At 35.8% G+C, this 20,279-nt stretch carries 17 protein-coding genes; 3 read left to right on the top strand and 14 right to left on the bottom strand.

Annotated features, from left to right (window positions below; all coding sequences use genetic code 11):
* Positions 1-22: 22 nt before the first annotated feature.
* The 5 genes from AC1PU0_RS04975 to uvrB all read right to left on the bottom strand — a co-directional run bounded on the left by AC1PU0_RS04975 (position 23) and on the right by uvrB (position 7,791).
* Complete coding sequence (locus AC1PU0_RS04975; RefSeq protein ID WP_069655450.1) at positions 23-1,021, bottom strand: gluconeogenesis factor YvcK family protein; 999 nt, start codon at positions 1,019-1,021, stop codon at positions 23-25.
* On the bottom strand, positions 1,018-1,902 hold the full coding sequence (gene rapZ / locus AC1PU0_RS04970; RefSeq protein WP_069655451.1) for an RNase adapter RapZ: 885 nt from the start codon (positions 1,900-1,902) through the stop codon (positions 1,018-1,020). Before rapZ ends, AC1PU0_RS04975 begins: the two co-directional genes overlap by 4 nt.
* Before the next feature lie 389 nt (positions 1,903-2,291).
* The gene (locus tag AC1PU0_RS04965; RefSeq protein ID WP_069655452.1) at positions 2,292-2,498 is read right to left on the bottom strand and encodes a hypothetical protein; all 207 of its coding nucleotides are present in this window, start codon (positions 2,496-2,498) and stop codon (positions 2,292-2,294) included.
* Positions 2,499-2,943: 445 nt separating this feature from the next.
* A complete protein-coding gene (uvrA, locus tag AC1PU0_RS04960; protein WP_206848339.1) occupies positions 2,944-5,760 on the bottom strand; it encodes an excinuclease ABC subunit UvrA in 2,817 nt (938 codons plus the stop codon).
* A gap of 36 nt (positions 5,761-5,796) precedes the next feature.
* Positions 5,797-7,791: an excinuclease ABC subunit UvrB gene (gene uvrB, locus AC1PU0_RS04955; RefSeq protein ID WP_069655454.1), complete on the bottom strand. Its 1,995-nt coding sequence runs from the start codon at positions 7,789-7,791 to the stop codon at positions 5,797-5,799.
* Positions 7,792-8,255: 464 nt separating this feature from the next.
* On the opposite strand from uvrB, the gene AC1PU0_RS04950 reads away from it, so the two are divergent.
* The 3 genes from AC1PU0_RS04950 (at position 8,256) to AC1PU0_RS04940 (ending at position 12,379) form a co-directional block, all read left to right on the top strand.
* Complete coding sequence (locus tag AC1PU0_RS04950) at positions 8,256-10,412, top strand: amino acid ABC transporter substrate-binding protein/permease (RefSeq protein ID WP_206848338.1); 2,157 nt, start codon at positions 8,256-8,258, stop codon at positions 10,410-10,412.
* Position 10,413: 1 nt separating this feature from the next.
* Positions 10,414-11,151, top strand: coding sequence for an amino acid ABC transporter ATP-binding protein (locus AC1PU0_RS04945; RefSeq protein WP_069655456.1), 738 nt, complete (start codon positions 10,414-10,416; stop codon positions 11,149-11,151).
* Between the two features lie 124 nt (positions 11,152-11,275).
* On the top strand, positions 11,276-12,379 hold the full coding sequence (locus tag AC1PU0_RS04940) for an SLC13 family permease (RefSeq protein ID WP_206848336.1): 1,104 nt from the start codon (positions 11,276-11,278) through the stop codon (positions 12,377-12,379).
* Positions 12,380-12,433: 54 nt separating this feature from the next.
* Here AC1PU0_RS04940 and trhO read toward each other — a convergent pair whose 3' ends face one another.
* The 9 genes from trhO to AC1PU0_RS04895 all read right to left on the bottom strand — a co-directional run bounded on the left by trhO (position 12,434) and on the right by AC1PU0_RS04895 (position 20,264).
* A complete protein-coding gene (gene trhO, locus AC1PU0_RS04935; RefSeq protein ID WP_069655458.1) occupies positions 12,434-13,375 on the bottom strand; it encodes an oxygen-dependent tRNA uridine(34) hydroxylase TrhO in 942 nt (313 codons plus the stop codon).
* Positions 13,376-13,590: 215 nt separating this feature from the next.
* Positions 13,591-13,965, bottom strand: a complete 375-nt coding sequence (locus tag AC1PU0_RS04930) for a VOC family protein (protein WP_069655459.1) — start codon at positions 13,963-13,965, stop codon at positions 13,591-13,593.
* 291 nt (positions 13,966-14,256) lie between these two features.
* Complete coding sequence (locus tag AC1PU0_RS04925) at positions 14,257-15,648, bottom strand: L-cystine transporter (RefSeq protein ID WP_206848334.1); 1,392 nt, start codon at positions 15,646-15,648, stop codon at positions 14,257-14,259.
* Positions 15,649-16,073: 425 nt separating this feature from the next.
* Complete coding sequence (locus AC1PU0_RS04920) at positions 16,074-16,463, bottom strand: DUF1149 family protein (protein ID WP_069655461.1); 390 nt, start codon at positions 16,461-16,463, stop codon at positions 16,074-16,076.
* A gap of 133 nt (positions 16,464-16,596) precedes the next feature.
* The gene (locus AC1PU0_RS04915) at positions 16,597-17,940 is read right to left on the bottom strand and encodes a PFL family protein (protein ID WP_206848332.1); all 1,344 of its coding nucleotides are present in this window, start codon (positions 17,938-17,940) and stop codon (positions 16,597-16,599) included.
* 142 nt (positions 17,941-18,082) lie between these two features.
* Positions 18,083-18,352, bottom strand: coding sequence for an ACT domain-containing protein (locus tag AC1PU0_RS04910; protein WP_069655463.1), 270 nt, complete (start codon positions 18,350-18,352; stop codon positions 18,083-18,085).
* Between the two features lie 266 nt (positions 18,353-18,618).
* The gene (locus tag AC1PU0_RS04905; RefSeq protein WP_206848329.1) at positions 18,619-19,050 is read right to left on the bottom strand and encodes a hypothetical protein; all 432 of its coding nucleotides are present in this window, start codon (positions 19,048-19,050) and stop codon (positions 18,619-18,621) included.
* A 184-nt stretch (positions 19,051-19,234) separates the two neighbouring features.
* Positions 19,235-19,636, bottom strand: a complete 402-nt coding sequence (locus AC1PU0_RS04900) for a DUF3224 domain-containing protein (protein ID WP_069655465.1) — start codon at positions 19,634-19,636, stop codon at positions 19,235-19,237.
* 175 nt (positions 19,637-19,811) lie between these two features.
* Entirely contained in the window at positions 19,812-20,264 is a 453-nt protein-coding gene (locus AC1PU0_RS04895; protein WP_242596183.1) for a hypothetical protein, read from the bottom strand.
* Between the last annotated feature and the right edge of the window lie 15 nt (positions 20,265-20,279).

Below are 20,279 nucleotides of genomic sequence, written 5' to 3'. Positions count from 1 at the left end.
CCTCCTCTCTTGTTCTTACTCTTTAATATCTTGCGCCGAATACAATACGAAATAGTTCATCCACTACTTTGTCTCCATCATGAAAAACACCACCGTCACGCAATTTTAAAAAGTCCGTAGAAATCACACGACACCCTTCATCTCTCAATTTTTTGAAATCATGTTCCACTTGAACTAAATATTCATCATAAACCTCTGGATCCATATATCCATCAGGTACATTTTCAGTATTAACTAAAACAGTATCCACAAATTTACTTTTAAGATGTTCATGCAATACACAAACATGATCAGCATCAGTAAAATGTTCCGTTTCACCTTTTTGAGTCATGATATTACAAATATAAACCACTTCAGCCTCCGCATTGATGATTGCTTCCCCAATCTCTTTGATTACTAAATTCGGTAGGATACTGGTAAACATACTTCCTGGTCCTAAAACAATCATATCCGCCTCTTCAATTGCTTTGACTACTTTTCTCGCAGCTTTTGGCTGTTCATCATCATGTGTATTTGTGACAAAAACATGGTCGATTGTTTTTCGGTCAACTGCAATATTGGATTCACCGACTGCAATAGAACCATCTTTAAAAACAGCATGTAACGTCAGCGGTCTTTCTGATGAAGGATAAATATGTCCATCCACATGCATCATTTTTGAAAGCAGCTGAATTGCTTCATATGTACTGCCGCGCATCTCTGAAACAGCCGCAATAATCAAATTTCCAATTGCGTGGTTGGCAAAATATTTATCCGATTTATTAAAACGATACTGAAAAATATCTTCATATAATTGAGGCATGTCGGATAAAGCTACTAGTACATTACGTAAATCCCCAGGCGGCGTCATATTCATTGACTCCCGAATTTCACCGCTACTGCCTCCGTCATCGGCAACGGTCACAACAGCTGTAATATCCGCACTTTGATTCCGTAAACTTTTTAGGATAACTGGTAACCCAGTTCCTCCCCCAACCACAACGATTTTAGGTTTTCTAATCCGGTACGTTTTCATTTTCATGAGCGATTCACCGTCTCTTTACGCTTTCCTTTATCACGATGGGTAATGTTAACATGATAGTCCTTTTCAAGTTCTTTGCCAACACGTTCTGTTAATGCCACCGAACGATGCTGTCCGCCTGTACAACCAATCGCAATTGTAACGCTTGATTTCCCCTCTTTTTCATACCCTGGCATTACATTTTTCAACAAATCAATAAATCGAGTATAGAAACTCTCAGTCTCTGGAAAACTCATAACATACTCATATACAGATGAATCTTGACCTGTCAAGGGTCTTAATTCTGGTATATAGTGTGGATTTGGTAAAAAACGAACATCCATCACAATATCCGCATCAATAGGCAAGCCATATTTAAACCCAAATGAAACAAGTTCTACGCGAAACTCATGTGTATCTCTAGATTTAAACTCCTCATTGATTCTTTCTCGTAATTGTCTTGGAGATAATTCAGTTGTATCGATCACAACTTGGGCATCTCCTCTAATTTCTTCAAGGATCGCTCGTTCTTTTCTAATTCCTTCTGTAATCAGACCATCCATCGCTAGTGGATGCGCACGACGAGTTTCTTTATATCGAGAAACAAGTTCTTCATCTGTTGCATCTAAGAACATGATTGTTGTATCAATCAGATTCGTATTTTCAAGTTCAACCAACATATCTTGAATTTCTCTAAAAAAATTACGAGAACGTAAATCGATCACTAATGCGATTTTTGTTACTTTTCCAGATTCTTTGATTAATTCCCAAAACTTAGGAATCAAGCTTGGCGGCATATTATCAATACAAAAATACCCCATATCTTCAAAGCTTTGAATGGCTACAGTCTTTCCAGCTCCGCTCATTCCAGTGATTATAACTAATTGTAAATTATCAACCATTTCTTAGCGCCCCTTTTGAAACATTTTATTAATTATAGCATCCCGGGCGTATCAAAGAAAGCTTTTCAACCAATTTTCATACCCATTCAACTCTTCTTATGAATTTAGAATTGTGAATAAGAATATTTTTTTACTCTCAAATTTTCTCTATCCTAGCTAAATGTTTTCTTTCTTTGCATCGAATCAATTGAAATACAAACTATTTTTCAAATATATTTTATTACTATCTTTAAAATAGTTCTTCAAAAAAATAAAAAAAGCAGAATAAACTTTTATCGTTCATTCTAGCTTCTTGTTATTGTCTACCATTTTTATTCATTATGTATATCTTTATCTGGACAGGACTGATCAACTTCCGTTTACTATCCCAAATTTATGCCTTAGTAAAATTAAGCATCTTCAATCACATTAAAATAATCTAAATTCAAAATAGGATCATCACAATTGATGACGGGACGATCTGTAGGATGGCACTTAACAACTCTGACCTGCACATCTTCTTCTTTTTTAGAAATAGCTTCTCCTACAAAAAACCAAGAAAAATTCGATCCATGACAAACATAATGAGCGCCGATTTTTATTTCTTTCTTTTCCAAGAAAAAATCATCCTTTCATACTCTTTTGATAAATATAGAATATCATGTTTTCAAAAAAAATATCATTCAACTTACGTAAAGATACTTTCTTTTTTTGACTATTTTTAAATTTAAGTGATTAAAAAACACTAATTTTCATTTTATTTATTATTTTCCTCTAATTATAATTTATTAAATAGTTTACTTTTATTTTTTCAAATGAAACTATAGAGTCTTAAAGCAAAAAAAGTACAGCCTTTCAACAACGAAGGCTGTACTTTTCTTTTTTGAACGGATTATTTATAGAAGGACAGATATATACCAATTAGGTTGAACAATATACCTATCTAAGTGCGATTTTACTTTAAAAATCTATAGAAATCAATAGCAATAGGTATTTTTTGTTCAACCTTCATGTTTTCTTTAAAAATATTAATACTATTTTCAAATAATGGAGTATACCAATTTATAAAACTCGCTTTAAATACTTACCTGTATAGCTTGCTTTGACTTTAGCAATATCTTCAGGTGTTCCTGTTGCAATAATTGTTCCGCCACCGTCTCCACCTTCTGGCCCCAAGTCAATAACATGATCTGCTGACTTGATTACATCTAAATTATGTTCAATAACAAGCACAGTATTACCGGATTCAACAAGTCTTTCTAACACGACAAGTAAACGAGCAATATCGTCCGTGTGCAACCCAGTTGTAGGCTCATCTAGAATATAGAAATTTTTACCATTCGAATTTTTATGCAGTTCACTCGCTAATTTCATGCGCTGTGCTTCCCCACCAGATAATGTAGTAGCAGGCTGTCCTAAAGTGACATAGCCTAATCCCACATCAACAATGGTTTTTAATTTACGATGAATTTTAGGAATGTGTTTAAAGAACTCCACTGCATCTTCTACAGTTAAATCTAAAATATCAGAAATATTCTTTCCTTTATAGTGAACTTCCAGTGTTTCAGAATTGTAGCGTTTGCCATGACAAACTTCACAAGGAACATAGACATCTGGTAAAAAATGCATCTCGATCTTAATGATCCCATCCCCACGACACGCTTCACAGCGGCCACCTTTAACATTGAAGCTGAAGCGTCCTTTTTTGTAGCCACGGACTTTTGCTTCATTGGTTTTCGCAAACAGATCACGAATATCATCAAAAACGCTTGTGTAAGTTGCAGGATTACTTCTCGGTGTGCGGCCAATCGGACTTTGATCAATATCAATAATTTTTTCTATATTTTTATAACCAGTAATATTTTTGTGTTTACCTGGTTTATTTGAATTTCGATTAAGCTTTTGTGCTAAAGCCTTTTTCAATATTTGATTTACTAATGTACTTTTTCCTGATCCAGAAACTCCAGTTACTGCAACAAACTCTCCTAATGGAAATTCAACAGTAACATTTTTCAGATTGTTCTCTGCCGCACCTGTTACTTTGATTTTCTTACCATTGCCTTTACGACGCTCTTTAGGGACTGGGATCACTTTTTTGCCTGATAGGTATTGTCCGGTTAAAGAATTAGGATTTTTAGCTACTTCATCAGGTGTTCCTGAAGCAACGATTTCCCCACCTAAATGTCCAGCGCCTGGCCCCACATCGATCAAATAGTCAGATGCTCGCATCGTATCCTCATCGTGCTCAACAACGATCAATGTATTGCCTAAATCACGCATTTTCTTGAGTGATTCGATCAAACGGTCATTGTCTCGTTGATGCAGTCCAATAGACGGTTCATCTAAAATGTACAATACACCAGATAAGTTTGAACCAATCTGTGTCGCTAAGCGAATACGTTGTGCTTCTCCACCTGACAGCGTTCCAGCTGCTCTACTAAGAGTTAAATAATCCAAACCAACATTTTTTAAAAAGTTCAAACGATCTTCCACTTCTTTTAAGATGGGTTTCGCAATCATTTGTTCTTGCTCAGATAACGTCACTGTTTCAAAAAATTCAATTGCATTTTTAATCGCTAATTCGGTAACTTGACCGATATTTGTATTATCGATTTTGACTGATAAAGCTTGAGGATTCAAACGATATCCTTTACACGTTTGACAAGTTAATTCGGTCATGTATAAACGCATTTGATCACGAGTAAAATCACTATTAGTTTCATGATAACGACGTTTGATATTAGTTAAAACACCTTCAAAAGGAACTTCTACATCACGAACTCCGCCAAAATCATTTTCATAATGGAAATGGAAGACTTCCCCATTGGATCCGTTTAAAATAATATCTTGATGTTCTTCTGGTAGTTCTTCAAATGGTGTATCCATGTCAATGTTGAAACTGTCAGCTGCTTGCTCCAACATTTGCGGATAATATTGTGAGCTTATTGGATTCCAAGGTGCGATTGCGCCCTCACGCAGTGTCTTTGTTGAGTCCGGAATAACAAGATCACGATCGACTTCTAATTTTATTCCTAATCCATCACAATCAGGACACGCTCCAAAAGGTGCATTGAAAGAGAATAATCTTGGTTCTAATTCCCCCACTGTAAAGCCGCAATATGGACAAGCGTAATGTTCACTAAAAAGCATTTCTTCCCCATCGATCACATCAACTAATGCATAGCCATCCGCTAAACGTAAGGCCGCTTCAAATGAATCAAACAAACGAGAACGGATCCCCTCTTTTACCACGATTCGGTCAATAACAATCGCAATATCATGTTTTTTATTTTTTTCAAGTTCAGGCGCTTCCGTTACATCATAGGTTTCTCCATCAACACGCATTCGAACATATCCTTCGCGTTGAATCATTTCAAAGACTTTTTTATGCTGACCTTTTTTCTTAACAATGACAGGCGCTAAGACCTGAAGTTTAGTCTTTTCTGGTAATTCCAACACTTTATCTACCATTTGTTCAACAGATTGACTCGTGATTTCAGTACCATCATTAGGACAAATCGGATGCCCAACACGAGCAAATAACAGTCTCAAATAGTCATTAATTTCTGTAACTGTCCCTACTGTTGAACGTGGATTTTTACTCGTTGTTTTTTGGTCGATAGAAATCGCTGGACTCAATCCATCGATACTATCAACATCTGGTTTATCCATTTGACCTAAAAATTGTCTAGCATAAGCTGAAAGACTTTCAACATAACGGCGCTGGCCTTCAGCATATAGTGTATCAAAGGCGAGTGAACTTTTCCCAGAACCAGATAATCCAGTAACGACAACCATCTTGTCACGAGGAATCGTAACATCTATATCTTTTAAATTATGTGCACGCGCGCCATGAATAACGATTTTATCATTTGCCATTATTTATCTCCTTTGCTGTGAAACACAGCCACTTTTTTATTCTGCTGCTTTCAACTCCAAAATCGTATCTCTTAAAGTCGCTGCTGTTTCAAAGTCTAATGCTTTCGCTGCATCCCGCATTTCTTTTTCTAATTTCATCAATAAATCTGCTTTTTCTTGGCGACTTAGTTCATGGTAAGATTTATCGATTTTTATTGTTTCACCTTTTTCATTGGTTTTAGAAATTGAAATCAACTCACGAATTTCTTTAATGATGGTTTTTGGTGTAATGCCATGTTCTTCATTGTATTTTTCTTGGATTGAACGACGTCGAGCCGTTTCGTCCATAGCTTTTTGCATAGAATCAGTGATTTTATCTGCGTACATGATCACTCGTCCGTCCGAATTCCGAGCCGCACGTCCGATGGTTTGGATCAATGAACGTTCACTTCTCAAGAATCCTTCTTTATCTGCGTCTAAAATTGCAATCAAGGATACTTCTGGAACATCCAATCCTTCACGAAGCAAGTTGATCCCAATCAACACATCAAATTCACCTAAACGTAGATCTCGAATGATTTCCGTTCGTTCTAATGTTTTGATATCACTATGAAGATATTTCACTTTGATTCCTAGTTCTTTAAGGTAATCCGTTAAATCTTCAGACATTTTCTTCGTTAACGTGGTGATAAATACACGTTGATCCTTCTCTACACGATCATGGATCTCACCCACTAAATCATCAATTTGTCCCATAATTGGACGAACTTCAATCAATGGATCTAGCAATCCTGTTGGCCGAATAATCTGTGGAATCACAGTATCTGTTTGCTCATGCTCGTAAGGTCCGGGTGTTGCAGAAACATAGACGACTTGATGCACATGTTCTTCAAATTCTTCAAGGCGTAAGGGGCGATTATCTAAAGCACTTGGCAATCGGAAACCATAATCTACCAGCATTTGTTTTCTAGCACGGTCGCCATTATACATACCACGAATTTGTGGCATCGAGACATGAGACTCGTCGATCACAAGTAAAAAATCATCTGGGAAGAAATCAATCAGCGTATAAGGCGGTTCCCCTTCTGAACGACCATCCATATGGCGTGAATAATTTTCAATACCAGATGTGTAACCCATTTCTCTCATCATTTCGATATCATAATTCGTTCTTTGTTCCAGTCTTTGCGCTTCTAATAATTTGTTTTCATTACGCAAAACCGTTAATCGTGCTTCTAATTCTTCTTGTATTTGTGAAATTGCATGTTCCATATGATCTTCATTGGTCACAAAGTGAGTTGCTGGGAAAATTGCGACATGTTCTGTCTCACCTATCACTTCGCCGGTTAACGCATCAACTTCTCTGATGCGCTCAATTTCATCGCCAAAAAACTCGACTCTTAGTGCATGATCGTCTCGGGATGCTGGAAAAATCTCTACTACATCTCCTCGTACACGAAAACGTCCACGCTGAAAATCAATGTCGTTTCGTTCGAATTGAATGTTGACCAAATCAGTCAATAACTTACTACGCTCCATCTCCATGCCTACGCGAATAGAAACGACTTGTTCACTGTACTCCTTAGGATCTCCCAACCCAAAAATACAAGAAACCGAGGCGATTACAATAACATCGTTCCTTTCTAATAAAGAACTAGTTGCTGAATGTCGTAATTTATCGATCTCGTCATTGATACTCGCATCTTTTTCTATATATGTATCGCTAGAAGGAACATAAGCCTCTGGTTGATAATAATCATAATAACTAACAAAATACTCGACTGCGTTATTAGGGAAGAATTCTTTAAACTCTCCATAAAGCTGTCCAGCTAATGTTTTATTATGGGCAATAACTAACGTTGGCTTATTTACTTCTTTTATTACGTTTGAAATCGTGAAGGTCTTCCCAGTTCCAGTAGCACCCAACAATATTTGTGCTTTTTCTCCACCTTCGATTCCTTCAACTAATCGTTTGATTGCTTCTGGTTGATCCCCATCCGGCTTATATTTTGATACTAAGTCAAATGTATTGGAGGTCTCTCTTTCTATCATCCAACATCCTCCTCTTACTTTATTTAATTGTTGCGTCACTTTGATTAAAAATACACAGCGCTATCTACCAAGTACTCTCAGGCATACAGCAGGATAACTCTACAGTCATTCTGTTTTCAACTTGTAGATCTATTCTTCATATAGGAATTTTCAGCGTAAAATTTAAATAGAAACTCCTGTCATTATTTTAACATACCGAACATATTTTCGCTAGTTTTAGAACAGGTTGCGTATACGTAATTTTTGATAATTTACATTTTATTTAATTTTTGTTTGTATTTATAAATTTAACGGAATACTGTTTGGGCTAATCTTATTTTGTATTTTTCTACCCTGATATGTAATATCTTGTTACATGGAATGTTAGAAAATGAGTTTTTTTTGATTTTCTCATTGTGAATGACTTGTGCTTTTGCCTTTTCTTACTATATAATTATCCAATATGCAAATATAGGAGGTATTTTATGAAAAGGAAACACTTTTTACTGTCATTTATTGTAATGATGGCAAGTCTACTAACATTTACTCTTGGACAGAATGCTCAAGCTGAGGAAAAAACATATAATATAGGAACAGATTTAACGTTTGCTCCATTTGAATTCCAAGATTCAAATGGTGAGTATGTTGGAATCGACGTTGATTTGCTTCACGCAATCGCTGATGATCAAGATTTCAAAGTAAACTTAAAGCCACTTGGGTTTGACAGTGCTATTCAAGCAGTTCAATCAAAACAAGTAGACGGTATGATCGCCGGAATGGGCATTACGGATGAGCGAAAAAAATCTTTTGACTTTTCAGATCCTTATTTCGATAGTGGCTTACAAATGGCGGTCAAAAAAGGCAATGATAAAATCAAAGGTTACGAAGATTTAAAAGGCAAAACTGTCGCAGCGAAAGTTGGAACTGAAAGTGCTACTTTCTTAGAGAAAAATCAAGAAAAATATGGCTATACCATCAAAAACTTTGATGATGCAACAGGTCTTTATCAAGCGCTAGAAAATGGCGAAGCTGATGCGATCTTCGATGATTATCCTGTATTGGGATATGCCATAACAAATGGACAAAAACTTCAATTAGTTGGTAAAAAAGAAACGGGAAGTTCTTATGGGTTTGCTGTGAAAAAAGGTCAAAACAAAGAATTGATCGAAAAATTCAATGCTGGATTGAAAGAATTAAAAAGTTCAGGTAAATATGATGAGATTGTCGGTAAGTATATTTCCACTGGAACTGAAACAACTGATACTGATTCTAAAATGAAAAAGATTCAACCTAAAAAAGATTCCTATGTAATTGCTAGTGATTCTACGTTTGCCCCATTTGAATTTCAAAACTCTGATGGCAAATATGAAGGAATCGATGTTGATCTTGTTCAACGTATTGCTGAACTTCAAGATTTTGATATTGAATTTAAATTTATCGGATTTAGTTCTGCCGTTCAAGCAGTTGAGTCTGGTCAAGCTGATGCAATGATCGCAGGAATGACGATTACAGATGAGCGTGAAAAATCTTTTGACTTCTCTACACCTTACTTTAACAGCGGGATTCAAATTGCGGTCAAAAAGGGCAATGACAAGATTCACTCTTACGAAGATTTAAAAGGAGAAAAAGTTGGTGCTAAAATCGGAACTGAAAGTGCTGATTTTCTAGAAGCCAACAAAGATAAATACGGCTATACAGTCAAATACTTAGATACAACTGATGCTTTATATAGCGCTCTTGAAATCGGCGAAATCGATGCAATGATGGATGATTACCCCGTTATCGGGTATGGCGTTGCACAAAAACAACCGTTAGCAACACCTATTCCTCGTGAAGAAGGAGGAAAATATGGTTTTGCAGTTAAGAAAGGAAAAAATCCAGAGTTGATCCAAATGTTCAATGAAGGATTAGCTGAATTAAAACAAACTGGCGAATATGATGAGATTATCGGAAAATATGTAAAAGATGGCTCTACTGAAAACAAAGTAGATGAATCAACATTTGTTGGTATGATCCAGAATAACTGGAAACGTCTTTTAAGTGGTTTATGGATGACTATTCAATTAACTCTGATTTCATTTATTTTAGCGTTGATTGTCGGCGTTCTATTCGGATTATTTAGTGCTTCTCCGTCTAAAACGTTACGTGTTATTTCTACTATTTATGTTGATATCATCCGAGGTATTCCGTTAATGGTACTGGCTTTCTTTATCTATTTTGGTTTACCTGGAATTTTAGGCTTTAATATTCCCGTTTTCCTTGCTGGAATCATTACTTTAACCCTAAATGCAAGTGCTTATATTTCTGAAATCGTACGTGGCGGTATTAATGCTGTACCCGTCGGCCAAATGGAAGCTTCTCGTAGTTTAGGTCTTTCATACAACCGAACGATGCAAAAAATCATTTTGCCACAAGCAATCAAAATCATGATCCCCTCTTTCGTCAATCAGTTTGTTATTTCTTTAAAAGATACAACTATTCTATCTGCAATCGGCTTGATTGAATTATTGCAAACTGGTAAAATCATTGTTGCTCGAAACTTACAAAGTACGATGGTTTACTTCGTAATTGCAATGATGTATTTAATCTTGATCACAGCCTTGACGAAATTGGCTAAAGTTTGGGAAAAGAAGGTGAAATAATATGGCAGAAAAAATTTTAGTAGAACACTTAGTAAAAAAATATGGCGATAATACTGTTCTTAATGATATCAATGTATCGATCCAAGAAGGTGATGTTGTATGTGTTATTGGTCCTTCTGGTTCTGGTAAAAGTACGTTCCTTCGTTGTTTAAATCAGCTTGAAGAAGCGACTAGCGGCGATATTATTATCGATGGCGCTAATTTAACAGATAAGAATACCAATATCAACAAAGTGCGCCAGCATATTGGAATGGTTTTCCAACATTTTAATTTGTTCCCTCACTTGTCGATCCTGGAAAATATTACTTTAGCCCCAACTGATTTAGGTCGTCTTTCTAAGAAAGAAGCTGAAGAAAAAGCAATTAAGCTTTTAGACACAGTCGGTTTAGCTGATAAAAAAGACAGCTACCCAGAATCTTTATCTGGTGGACAAAAACAACGTGTGGCAATCGCTCGCGCCTTAGCAATGAATCCAGACATCATGCTGTTCGACGAACCAACTTCTGCACTCGATCCTGAGATGGTTGGTGATGTATTGAATGTGATGAAAAAATTAGCAAAACAAGGTATGACGATGGTTATCGTTACACATGAAATGGGCTTTGCGAAAGAAGTAGCAAATCGTGTAATGTTTATCGATGGTGGTAATTTCTTAGAAGATGGTTCACCACAACAAATCTTTGAAAATCCACAAAATGAACGAACAAAAGATTTCTTGGATAAAGTACTTAATATTTGATCCAAAAAGGAATAGATTGCTTCTACTGCAGAGCAATCTATCTTTTTTATTTATTTAGCATTACACTTGATAATTTCGTTTTTTTAAAGTAAATTTGAACAGACTATATAAGGAGTGTTGTTAAATGAAGAGACTTTATACATTTTTTACTGAAGATTTATTATTTTCACTTTCTTTTCTAATTGCTATTATCAGCTGTGCATTCGGCAAATTTTCCTTCAACTCAATTGATTTTAAAGTCATTTTTTGTTTGTTGGGTTTGATGCTTTTTGTGAAGAACCTTGAGAAATTAGGTATCCTAACCTATTTTGCTGAGAAGATGATCGATTTTTCTTCCACCACTCGTAGTCTTATTCGAAATATTGTCATCTTGTCATTCCTTAGTTCTATGGTTTTGACCAATGATGTTGCGATCCTTACGTTGATGCCGATTTACTTAACGATCATCAAGAAATTCCCCAAAATGGAGAATAAGATTTTAGGAGCTGTCTTACTGATTGTTGCTGCAAATTTAGGCAGTAGTTTTTTCCCTTTTGGTAATCCACAAAATCTGTTTTTATTTTCTTATTATTCTCTTTCCACCTTATCTTTTTTCAAATGGTCTAGTGTATTACTCTTTTCTTCAGTACTATTTTTACTAATTTCCTTTTTATTCATAAAAAAGAGTCCGATTCCCACACAGCATAATTTAGTTCCAAGGATCAACAGGCCTAAAGCACTATTCTTAAGTATGATTGGGGGGTTCATTCTTTTAGGTGTCTTTGCTATTTCCCCTTATTATTTCGTCATTCCGATTGCCGTTATCCTTCTCACTATTTATGATAGAAAAACGGTTTCAGAAATTGATTATAAATTATTGTGGACATTTATTTTTTTCTTTATTGCTGTTGGCAATTTTTCTCAAGTCGAGGTACTTTCCTCTTTCATAAAGGATCAATTTACGACAAGTTCGCGGTCTTTTTTCAGCAGTATTCTTGTCAGCCAAGTTATCAGTAATGTTCCTGCCGCTATTTTAATTGCTCCTTTTACAGAGCAATCTCAGGCACTTTTTTGGGGTGTCAATGTCGGAGGCTTGGGAACTATTATTGCTTCTTTAGCTAATTTGATTGGATTTAAATTATATAAAGAATATTATCCGGATCAATCAACGTCATTTCTTTTGCAATTCACTGCTGTAAACGTTGTGTTTTTACTTGGTTTTATCCTATTTTTTGCCTTTATACTATAAAAAACACGAGACAAAACGATAAATCGCGTTGTTTCGTGTTTTTGTTTGCATTGATTAATTTGCAATGGCTTCAAGTCTAGCTTTCACATCTTGTTCTGAAAGTTCATTTCTTAGCACATAACGATTCGCTGGGTGATGACGACATTCATCTGAACAGCTGCCAAGGTACTTCGCTTCGTTTTCTTCCGATGCCAAAATTTGTTTATTACAGAAAGGATTTGCACAATTGATGTAACGTTCGCAAGGTGTTCCATCAAACCAATCTTTCCCAATAATTTTTTTATCAACATGATTGATTTCAACACTGATTCGTTCATCAAAGACATACATTTTCCCGTCCCATAGCTCGCCTCTTGTCTCTGGATCTTTTCCGTAAACCGCGATACCACCATGAAGTTGGGCTACATCTTGAAATCCTTCCTTGATCAACCAGCCAGAAAATTTCTCACAACGGATACCACCAGTACAGTAAGTAACCACTTTTTTATCCATAAATTGTTCTTTATTGTCTCTAATCCATTGTGGTAATTCCCTAAAGTTACGAATATCAGGACGAACAGCGCCTCTAAAGTGCCCTAAGTCATATTCATAATCATTTCTAGCATCAATAACAACTGTATCTTCATCAAGCAATGCTTCTTTAAATTCAGCTGGTTCTAAATATTTCCCAGTTAGCTCTAACGGATTCACATCCTCTTCCAAGTTCAAAGAAACCAGTTCTTTTCTAGGACGGACAAACATTTTATGAAAGGCGTTTTCTGGTACTTCATCAATTTTAAAGTAAGTATCTTTAAAACGTTCATCTGCTAACATCGCTTCCATATAAGCATCTGTATCAGAAATCGTACCTGAAAGTGTACCGTTGATTCCTTCTGTTGCGACTAAAATTCTACCTTTTAAGTCTAAAGACTTACAAAAAGCAAGGTGCTCCTTTGCAAATTCTTCTGGGTTTTCAATCGTCGTATATTTATAATAAAGTAATACGCGGTAATCCATTTTATCTTGCTCCTTTTTCCTCGAAACTGCCTAGCTATCTCCAAAATAACCGTACAGTTCTTATTTTCTAATCATACGTATTAAGTATATAAAAAAAGAATCAGTAAAAGCGAACTATTTGCTTGTGTAAAAATGCACAGGTGGTGCTGCAAAAAATACATAAAAAAAGCCTACGTTTTTCTTTTGAAAAGCGTAAGCTTTCGGTCTAAATTGACTTATTCTTGTCCAGACACTGCAAAATAATTCTCATCATTATCCGCAAAATTAAAGACTAGTCCAGTTGGCAGCTGAACTAATTCACCAACACGCACACCAGCATCTTTCATTTTTTTATATAAATTGATGACATCATCAGCAAAAAACATCAATGATGGCGTATTTCCAGCAACTTCTGGTGAATGTTGTTGAATAAATGCTAAGTCATATAAAACAATCATTGTTTCGGCCGTTTCGCTTGGGGCAATCTCAACGACAAGAGTGCCGTCAACAGCCTCTCTTTCCTTTTCCACAAAGCCGATTTTTTGCCAAAATTGACTTGATTCCTCTACATTTGTTACATATAACATTATTTTTATTTGGTTCGTAAACATGTCTTTAACTCCTTATCTTTTTTATATTAACACAATCGCCTTATCATTATATACTTTTTATCATAGCTTATGGTAGGGATTTATGAAAATAAATGCGCTTGAATAAAACCATATTAAGAAAGAAAGTAAGGGTGTGACACAAAAGTAAACATCACTTTTGTATCACACCCTAAATGCGAATAAACGATGGCAATAGAAGCAAGCCCTTCTTATTTCTCGGGAATAAGCGTTTCTGTCTCAGCCTCTTACTTTTATTCATTAATTTTCTTGGGGAAGAGAAGAGATCCTATTTTATGCATTTTCTTCAATAACTAATTTACTATCGTTTAACACATCACGATCTAACTCGTTGATTCGTGAACTAGTTACGACACCAGCCACCATACTATCACTTACATTAATGGCTGTTCTAGCCATATCGATCAATGGTTCCACAGAAATTACTAAGCCCACGATTGCAACTGGTAAGTTCATTGAACCTAAAACAATCAATGAAGCAAACGTTGCCCCACCACCGACACCAGCAACACCAAATGAGCTGATTGTGACGATCGCAACTAACATTAAAATAAATTCTAAACTGAAGACATCGATGCCCACAGTCGGTGCAACGATTGTCGCCAACATTGCAGGATAAACCCCAGCACAGCCATTTTGACCGATTGATAAGCCAAAGCTTGCTGCGAAGTTTGCTGTTGCATCATCAACACCTAATGCTTTTGTTTGTGTTTCAATATTTAAAGGCAATGCGCCAGCACTTGATCTTGACGTAAAAGCAAAACTCAATACAGGAAAAGATTTTCTCAAATATGTCACTGGGTTTACTTTAACAGAAACTAAGATCAATAAGTGGACGAGCATCACAAAAATCAACGCAGTATATGACGCTAAAACAAATTTACCTAAGTTAAGGATCGCATCAAAATCACTTGTCGCAACAACGTTGGTCATCAATGCTAAAACTCCATAAGGTGTCAAACGTAAAACCAATGTCACGATGCGCATTGTGATTTTATATAGGCTATCGATCAAATTAGCGAAAAATTCTGCTTCTTTCGGTGCTTTTCTTTTAATACCTAAGTATGCAATGCCGACAAATGCTGCAAAGATTACTACACCAATCGTACTTGTTGCACGAGTTCCTGCAAAGTCTGCAAAAACATTTCTAGGAATAAAGGATAAAATTTGTTGGGGAATCGATAGGTTTTCAACGGTTTCCTGTCTTGTTGCAAGTTCTGCAATTCGTGCCGTTTCTGCCGTTCCTTGCGTAAATTTTGCACCTTGTAGCCCAAATAATAATGTTGTACCAATTCCTATCAAGGCAGCAACAGCTGTTGTGCCTAGCAATGTAGCTAGTACATTGAAACTGATTTTACCTAGTTGTTTGGATTCTTTCATCTTAGTAAATGCTCCGACAATAGAAACAAATACCAAGGGGATTACGAGCATTTGTAAAAATGCTACATATCCATTACCTACAATACCGATCCATTCCATTGCTTGCGTTGTGACTTTGTCTTGAGTACCGAATGCGAATTGAATAATTGCACCTAATACAATACCAACACCTAATGCGGCAAAAACACGAGTAGAAAATTTATAGTGTTTAGTTTGCATACGATAAAAGACGTATAACACAGCAAGAAATGCAAGGACCACTAAAACAGTGATGAGTGTTGTCATTTTTTTCCCTCCTAAATTTGATAGCCGAAAGAGCTCGTCAAGCCTTGACAAGAAAATCAAAAAACACATGAGACATTCTTTCTCTCGCTTGTTTTTATCTTTTCCCCGAAACCTTCTTTCTTAGAGCTTGTGCGCTTAGAACTTGATACGATCGAAGCAAGGAGTAGTGCTAACTCTTGAAGCTAAATATTACAAATGACAAGTACATCAAAGGAAGTAAAGGTTCCCGGGGATCATTCTTCAACAATCCGCCCTGAAAATAAATACCTTCATTTTCAGTGATAAACCTATTGTAACTGATTTAAAAAGGGAATGGATACTATTTTGTTTCTATAATGATAGAAAAAAGAGTTTGTGATAGTCAAAAACTATCGCAAACTCTTAAATGTATAATTTAATTATTTAAATGGATTATCTTATCCTGATTATTCTTCAACCGCAGACTGGAAGTTTAATTGGATACCTGGTTTGTCTAAGGCGATTTCAGTAATTTCATACGCCATACGCTGTACGATACTGAATAGCGGACTAACTAACTCATCCACTTCTTCTTGGGAAATATCCTCTTGGCTTTTGATTTTATGATTGATGATATGATTGATTTGGCTAACTGAACCTGACAAAACATACTCTTCAAATACTAGACGAAATTCTAAACGAGCGGCGATGATTGAATTTTCCTTTGGGTAGTTTTCATCTGTTGATTCGATTGGCGAGAACCCAACTCTAAGATCGGTCTCTACTTCTCCCATATCTTCAGTACGCATATCGTAATGAAAAGCCTCTACGACTTCTTGTTGACGTTTTATTTCCATGAATTAAAATCTCCTTTTTTTAGCTCAATAACTATTTTCTCTATCCAATTACAATAGAATAAAGCATAGTCTATCTATATTTTTATTATACCACACATCTTTTTGTCACAAATGCTCGGATACTTTTTTTAATCTAATTTTTAAATGAATGGATCGGTGCAGGAATTCGACCACCGCGTAGGATAAAGTCGGTTGAGGCATAATCATTAACTTTCATGACTGGCGCTCTGCCTAATAATCCGCCGAATTCAACCATATCACCTACTTTTGTTCCTTCAGCCGGTATAAGTCTAACAGCTGTTGTTTTGTGATTAATGACACCGATTGCCGCTTCATCTGCGATCATTGCAGCTATTGTTTCAGCTGATGTTTCACCAGGTATCGCAACCATATCTAAACCAACGGAGCAGATGGCTGTCATCGCTTCTAATTTTTCCAGATTTAGTGCACCATTATTGACCGCATCGATCATTCCAGCATCTTCTGAAACTGGGATAAAGGCGCCAGATAATCCACCAACGTGGTTACAAGCCATTACGCCGCCTTTTTTCACTGCATCATTCAACAAAGCCAAAGCTGCTGTTGTCCCATGAGTCCCAACGCTTTCCAAGCCCATTTCCTCTAAAATATAGGCTACACTATCACCGACAGCAGGAGTTGGAGCTAACGATAAATCGACGATACCAAACGGAACATTTAACCGATCTGACGCTATTTTCCCAACCAATTGTCCCATTCTCGTAATTTTAAATGCTGTTTGTTTTACGACTTCTGCCACAATATCAAAGGGTTCTCCTTTGACTTTTTCAAGTGCTCGCTTGACCACACCAGGTCCGCTGACACCTACATTGATCACACAATCTGCTTCTCCGACTCCATGAAAAGCACCTGCCATAAATGGATTATCTTCCACCGCATTAGCAAATACGACCAATTTAGCACAACCCATATCAGATTTTGATGCTGTTTCTTTGATTATATAGCCCATATGGCGAACTGCATCCATATTGATTCCAGCTTTAGTTGATCCAATATTTACTGAAGAACAAACAAATTGTGTTTCTGCTAACGCTTGAGGAATCGAATTAATCAAGATCTCATCACCATGTTGGTAGCCTTTTTCGACTAGTGCACTGAAGCCACCGATGAAATTGACTCCAACTGCTTGAGCTGCTTTATCCAAAGCTTTCGCATATTTTACATAGTTCTTGTCTGAACTTGCGGCTGCAATGATTCCAATTGGTGTGACAGAAATCCGCTTATTGATAATCGGAATACCATACTCCGATTCGATCTCTTCTCCAACTTTAACTAAATTTTTAGCCAACCGAGTGATTTTATCGTAGATTTTTTGACAAGCTTTATCACTGTCACTATCAATGCAATCTAACAACGAAATCCCCATTGTGATGGTTCGAATATCTAAATTTTCTTCTTCGATCATGCGAATTGTTTCTAGAATCTGATTGGTTTCCAAAAAATTTCCTCCTAAATTTAAAAGCTGAAAGAGCTAAACTTCTCTGAACGAAAAATTTAGCCTTTACGTTTTTTTGCCATAAGCCTATTTTATATCTTTATAAGGTACTAAGTATTTATAACAAATAATACAGCTTTTATCCTTATAGTTTATGCATCACATTGAATATTTCTTCGTTTTGAATGCTGATTGTCACACCTAGTTTTTCACCTAAAGTATTCAGTTCAGACCGAATCGCTTCGAAATCATTCTTTTCTTTCGAAATCTCCAATACCATCATCATTGTAAAATAGCTATCCATGATGGTTTGTGAAACGTCAATAATATTCATATTCAACTCTGCTAACGTTTGACTGACCCCTGCGATGATTCCTACTTTGTCTTTCCCAATTACAGTTAATACTGCGCGCATATCGTTTCCTCCTAAATTTAAAAGCTGAAAGAGTTCTAATAGACTTGACAAGAAAATAAAAAAAAAGTAAATCTGTTCAGTGTCTCATTTTTTCTTTTTCCTGAGAAGTTCACCCATCCACATAAGTTTTTCCTATTATATCATAATTTGTTCAGTTATTAATAAAAAATCAGAACAAAAAACATAGGAAATTTAGTGATTGTTCGGTAATTATTGGTACAAAAAACCTTCTGAGATCGTACTTGATCATCTCAGAAGATTTGCACTTAAACTATTTTGTTGAATTGTTCTTTACAGGTCGAACAAGTGACTTTGATCTTCCCTTTCCCTTTCGGTGCTCGCAATTGTTGTTTACATGTTGGACACTTAAAATAAGTATAAATCTTACGTTCTTTGAGCTTAATTTTTGTTGTCTCGAATTTCTTTTTTAATTGCTGTATTCTTAAAACGTATCCCGTATTTTCATTTGAGCGTGGATATATTCTTTTAGAGAAAAACCGGTAGTTAATCCATAGTAAAAGAGCCACTGCTATCCAAAACGCAATTGAGGTCGGTAAAAATAGATTAAGCAATAATAGGACCAAACTCGCCTTCATTAAGGTATTGTTCAATTGATCCATTCGAGCATATCTTCCTACTAATAGTTTTTGAATCTTTGCATTCCAACGAAGTAATCGTTCTAGCCAAATTTGTCCCATATGATCCCTCTTTTCTTTCCTATTATCTCAATCAATAGTGACTGTTTCAAGAGGTATCCTGAAAAAAATCGGTTCATTATTCGACTTCTTTTTTTGAATAAGTGAGATAGCTTACTGACTATAGGAAAAGCAATTTAAACGTATTTTCCGCAAAATTGTGCAAGATAAGCACAATCTGAATAAATTATTCATCGTCTTTAAAATTCAAAATCAGCTTGTTCGTTTCACCAATAAAATCATATTGATAAGAACCAGTCAAAGCTTGTAATCCTCCAGTACTTTTAATGATCATTCCAGGAGAGTCGAGTGATCCTTTGTCAAAAATTCCTTTTTCAGCCGCTGTAAAGGTTCCTGTTTTTCCTTTATATTGGCCTTCGAAATGGAGGAATCCTGTGATCCTAGCGGTTGCAAGATGTTCATCTTCTTTATTGCTTTCTAAATAGTAAAGTAAATATTCCACCCATGCTTTGCCGAGTAAATCACCTTCAAGCTCGTATTCCGCACGAACACGATTTATTGGAAAGGCTGTTTTTTGTTCGTCTATTGGTTCTTCGTTCCACTTTGTTACGCTGAATAGCACAGTCATACTTCTCCCTCCTTATAAATTACAGGATAGCAAACATACGTTCTTTTTACAAGCGAACAGCGCAATAAAATTTAGCTTTAATCAACTGACTTGATTTCTTAATTCAATAAAAATTTTTTGATTTTTTTACTAAATACTTTGACATTTTCTGATTTAGATGCTGCCGTTGTAACCTCTAGATTACCAGTTTTTTTGACCAGGTACCTGAATCTGCAGTTAGATAAATACTTACTTTCTCCTCTTCTTTATGGTTGTTTATATACTCTAAAACAGCTTTCGGAGGATCACTCGATTGAACTGTCGATAAAACAACCACTTTGTCCCAGTCTTCAATCTTATTTTCAGCTATTTCCTCAATTGGTTCTACTTGTATATAAATGTTTTCATCTACTAGATTATTTTTAAGTTCATTGATCACTTCATTTTTAAAAGCACGGTTTTGCGTGTAAATAACCGCTTTATAGGAATTAGATTTTTCCTTTAGCTCTTCATTGATTTCATAACTTGAAATAACACCTTGAATTCTAGCTAATCGATAATAACCTAAAAAGCCAGCTGCTCCTAAAGCGATCAATAAAATTCCTAGTAATCCATATTTCAATAGTTTGTTTTTCCATATTTTTTTCATTTCTCTTTCCTACTT

The organism is Enterococcus sp. XAF26B05_ASV22, assembly GCF_056727285.1.
The sequence above is the reverse complement of the archived record's forward strand: the minus strand, read 5'-3'. Positions and strand labels throughout refer to the sequence as shown.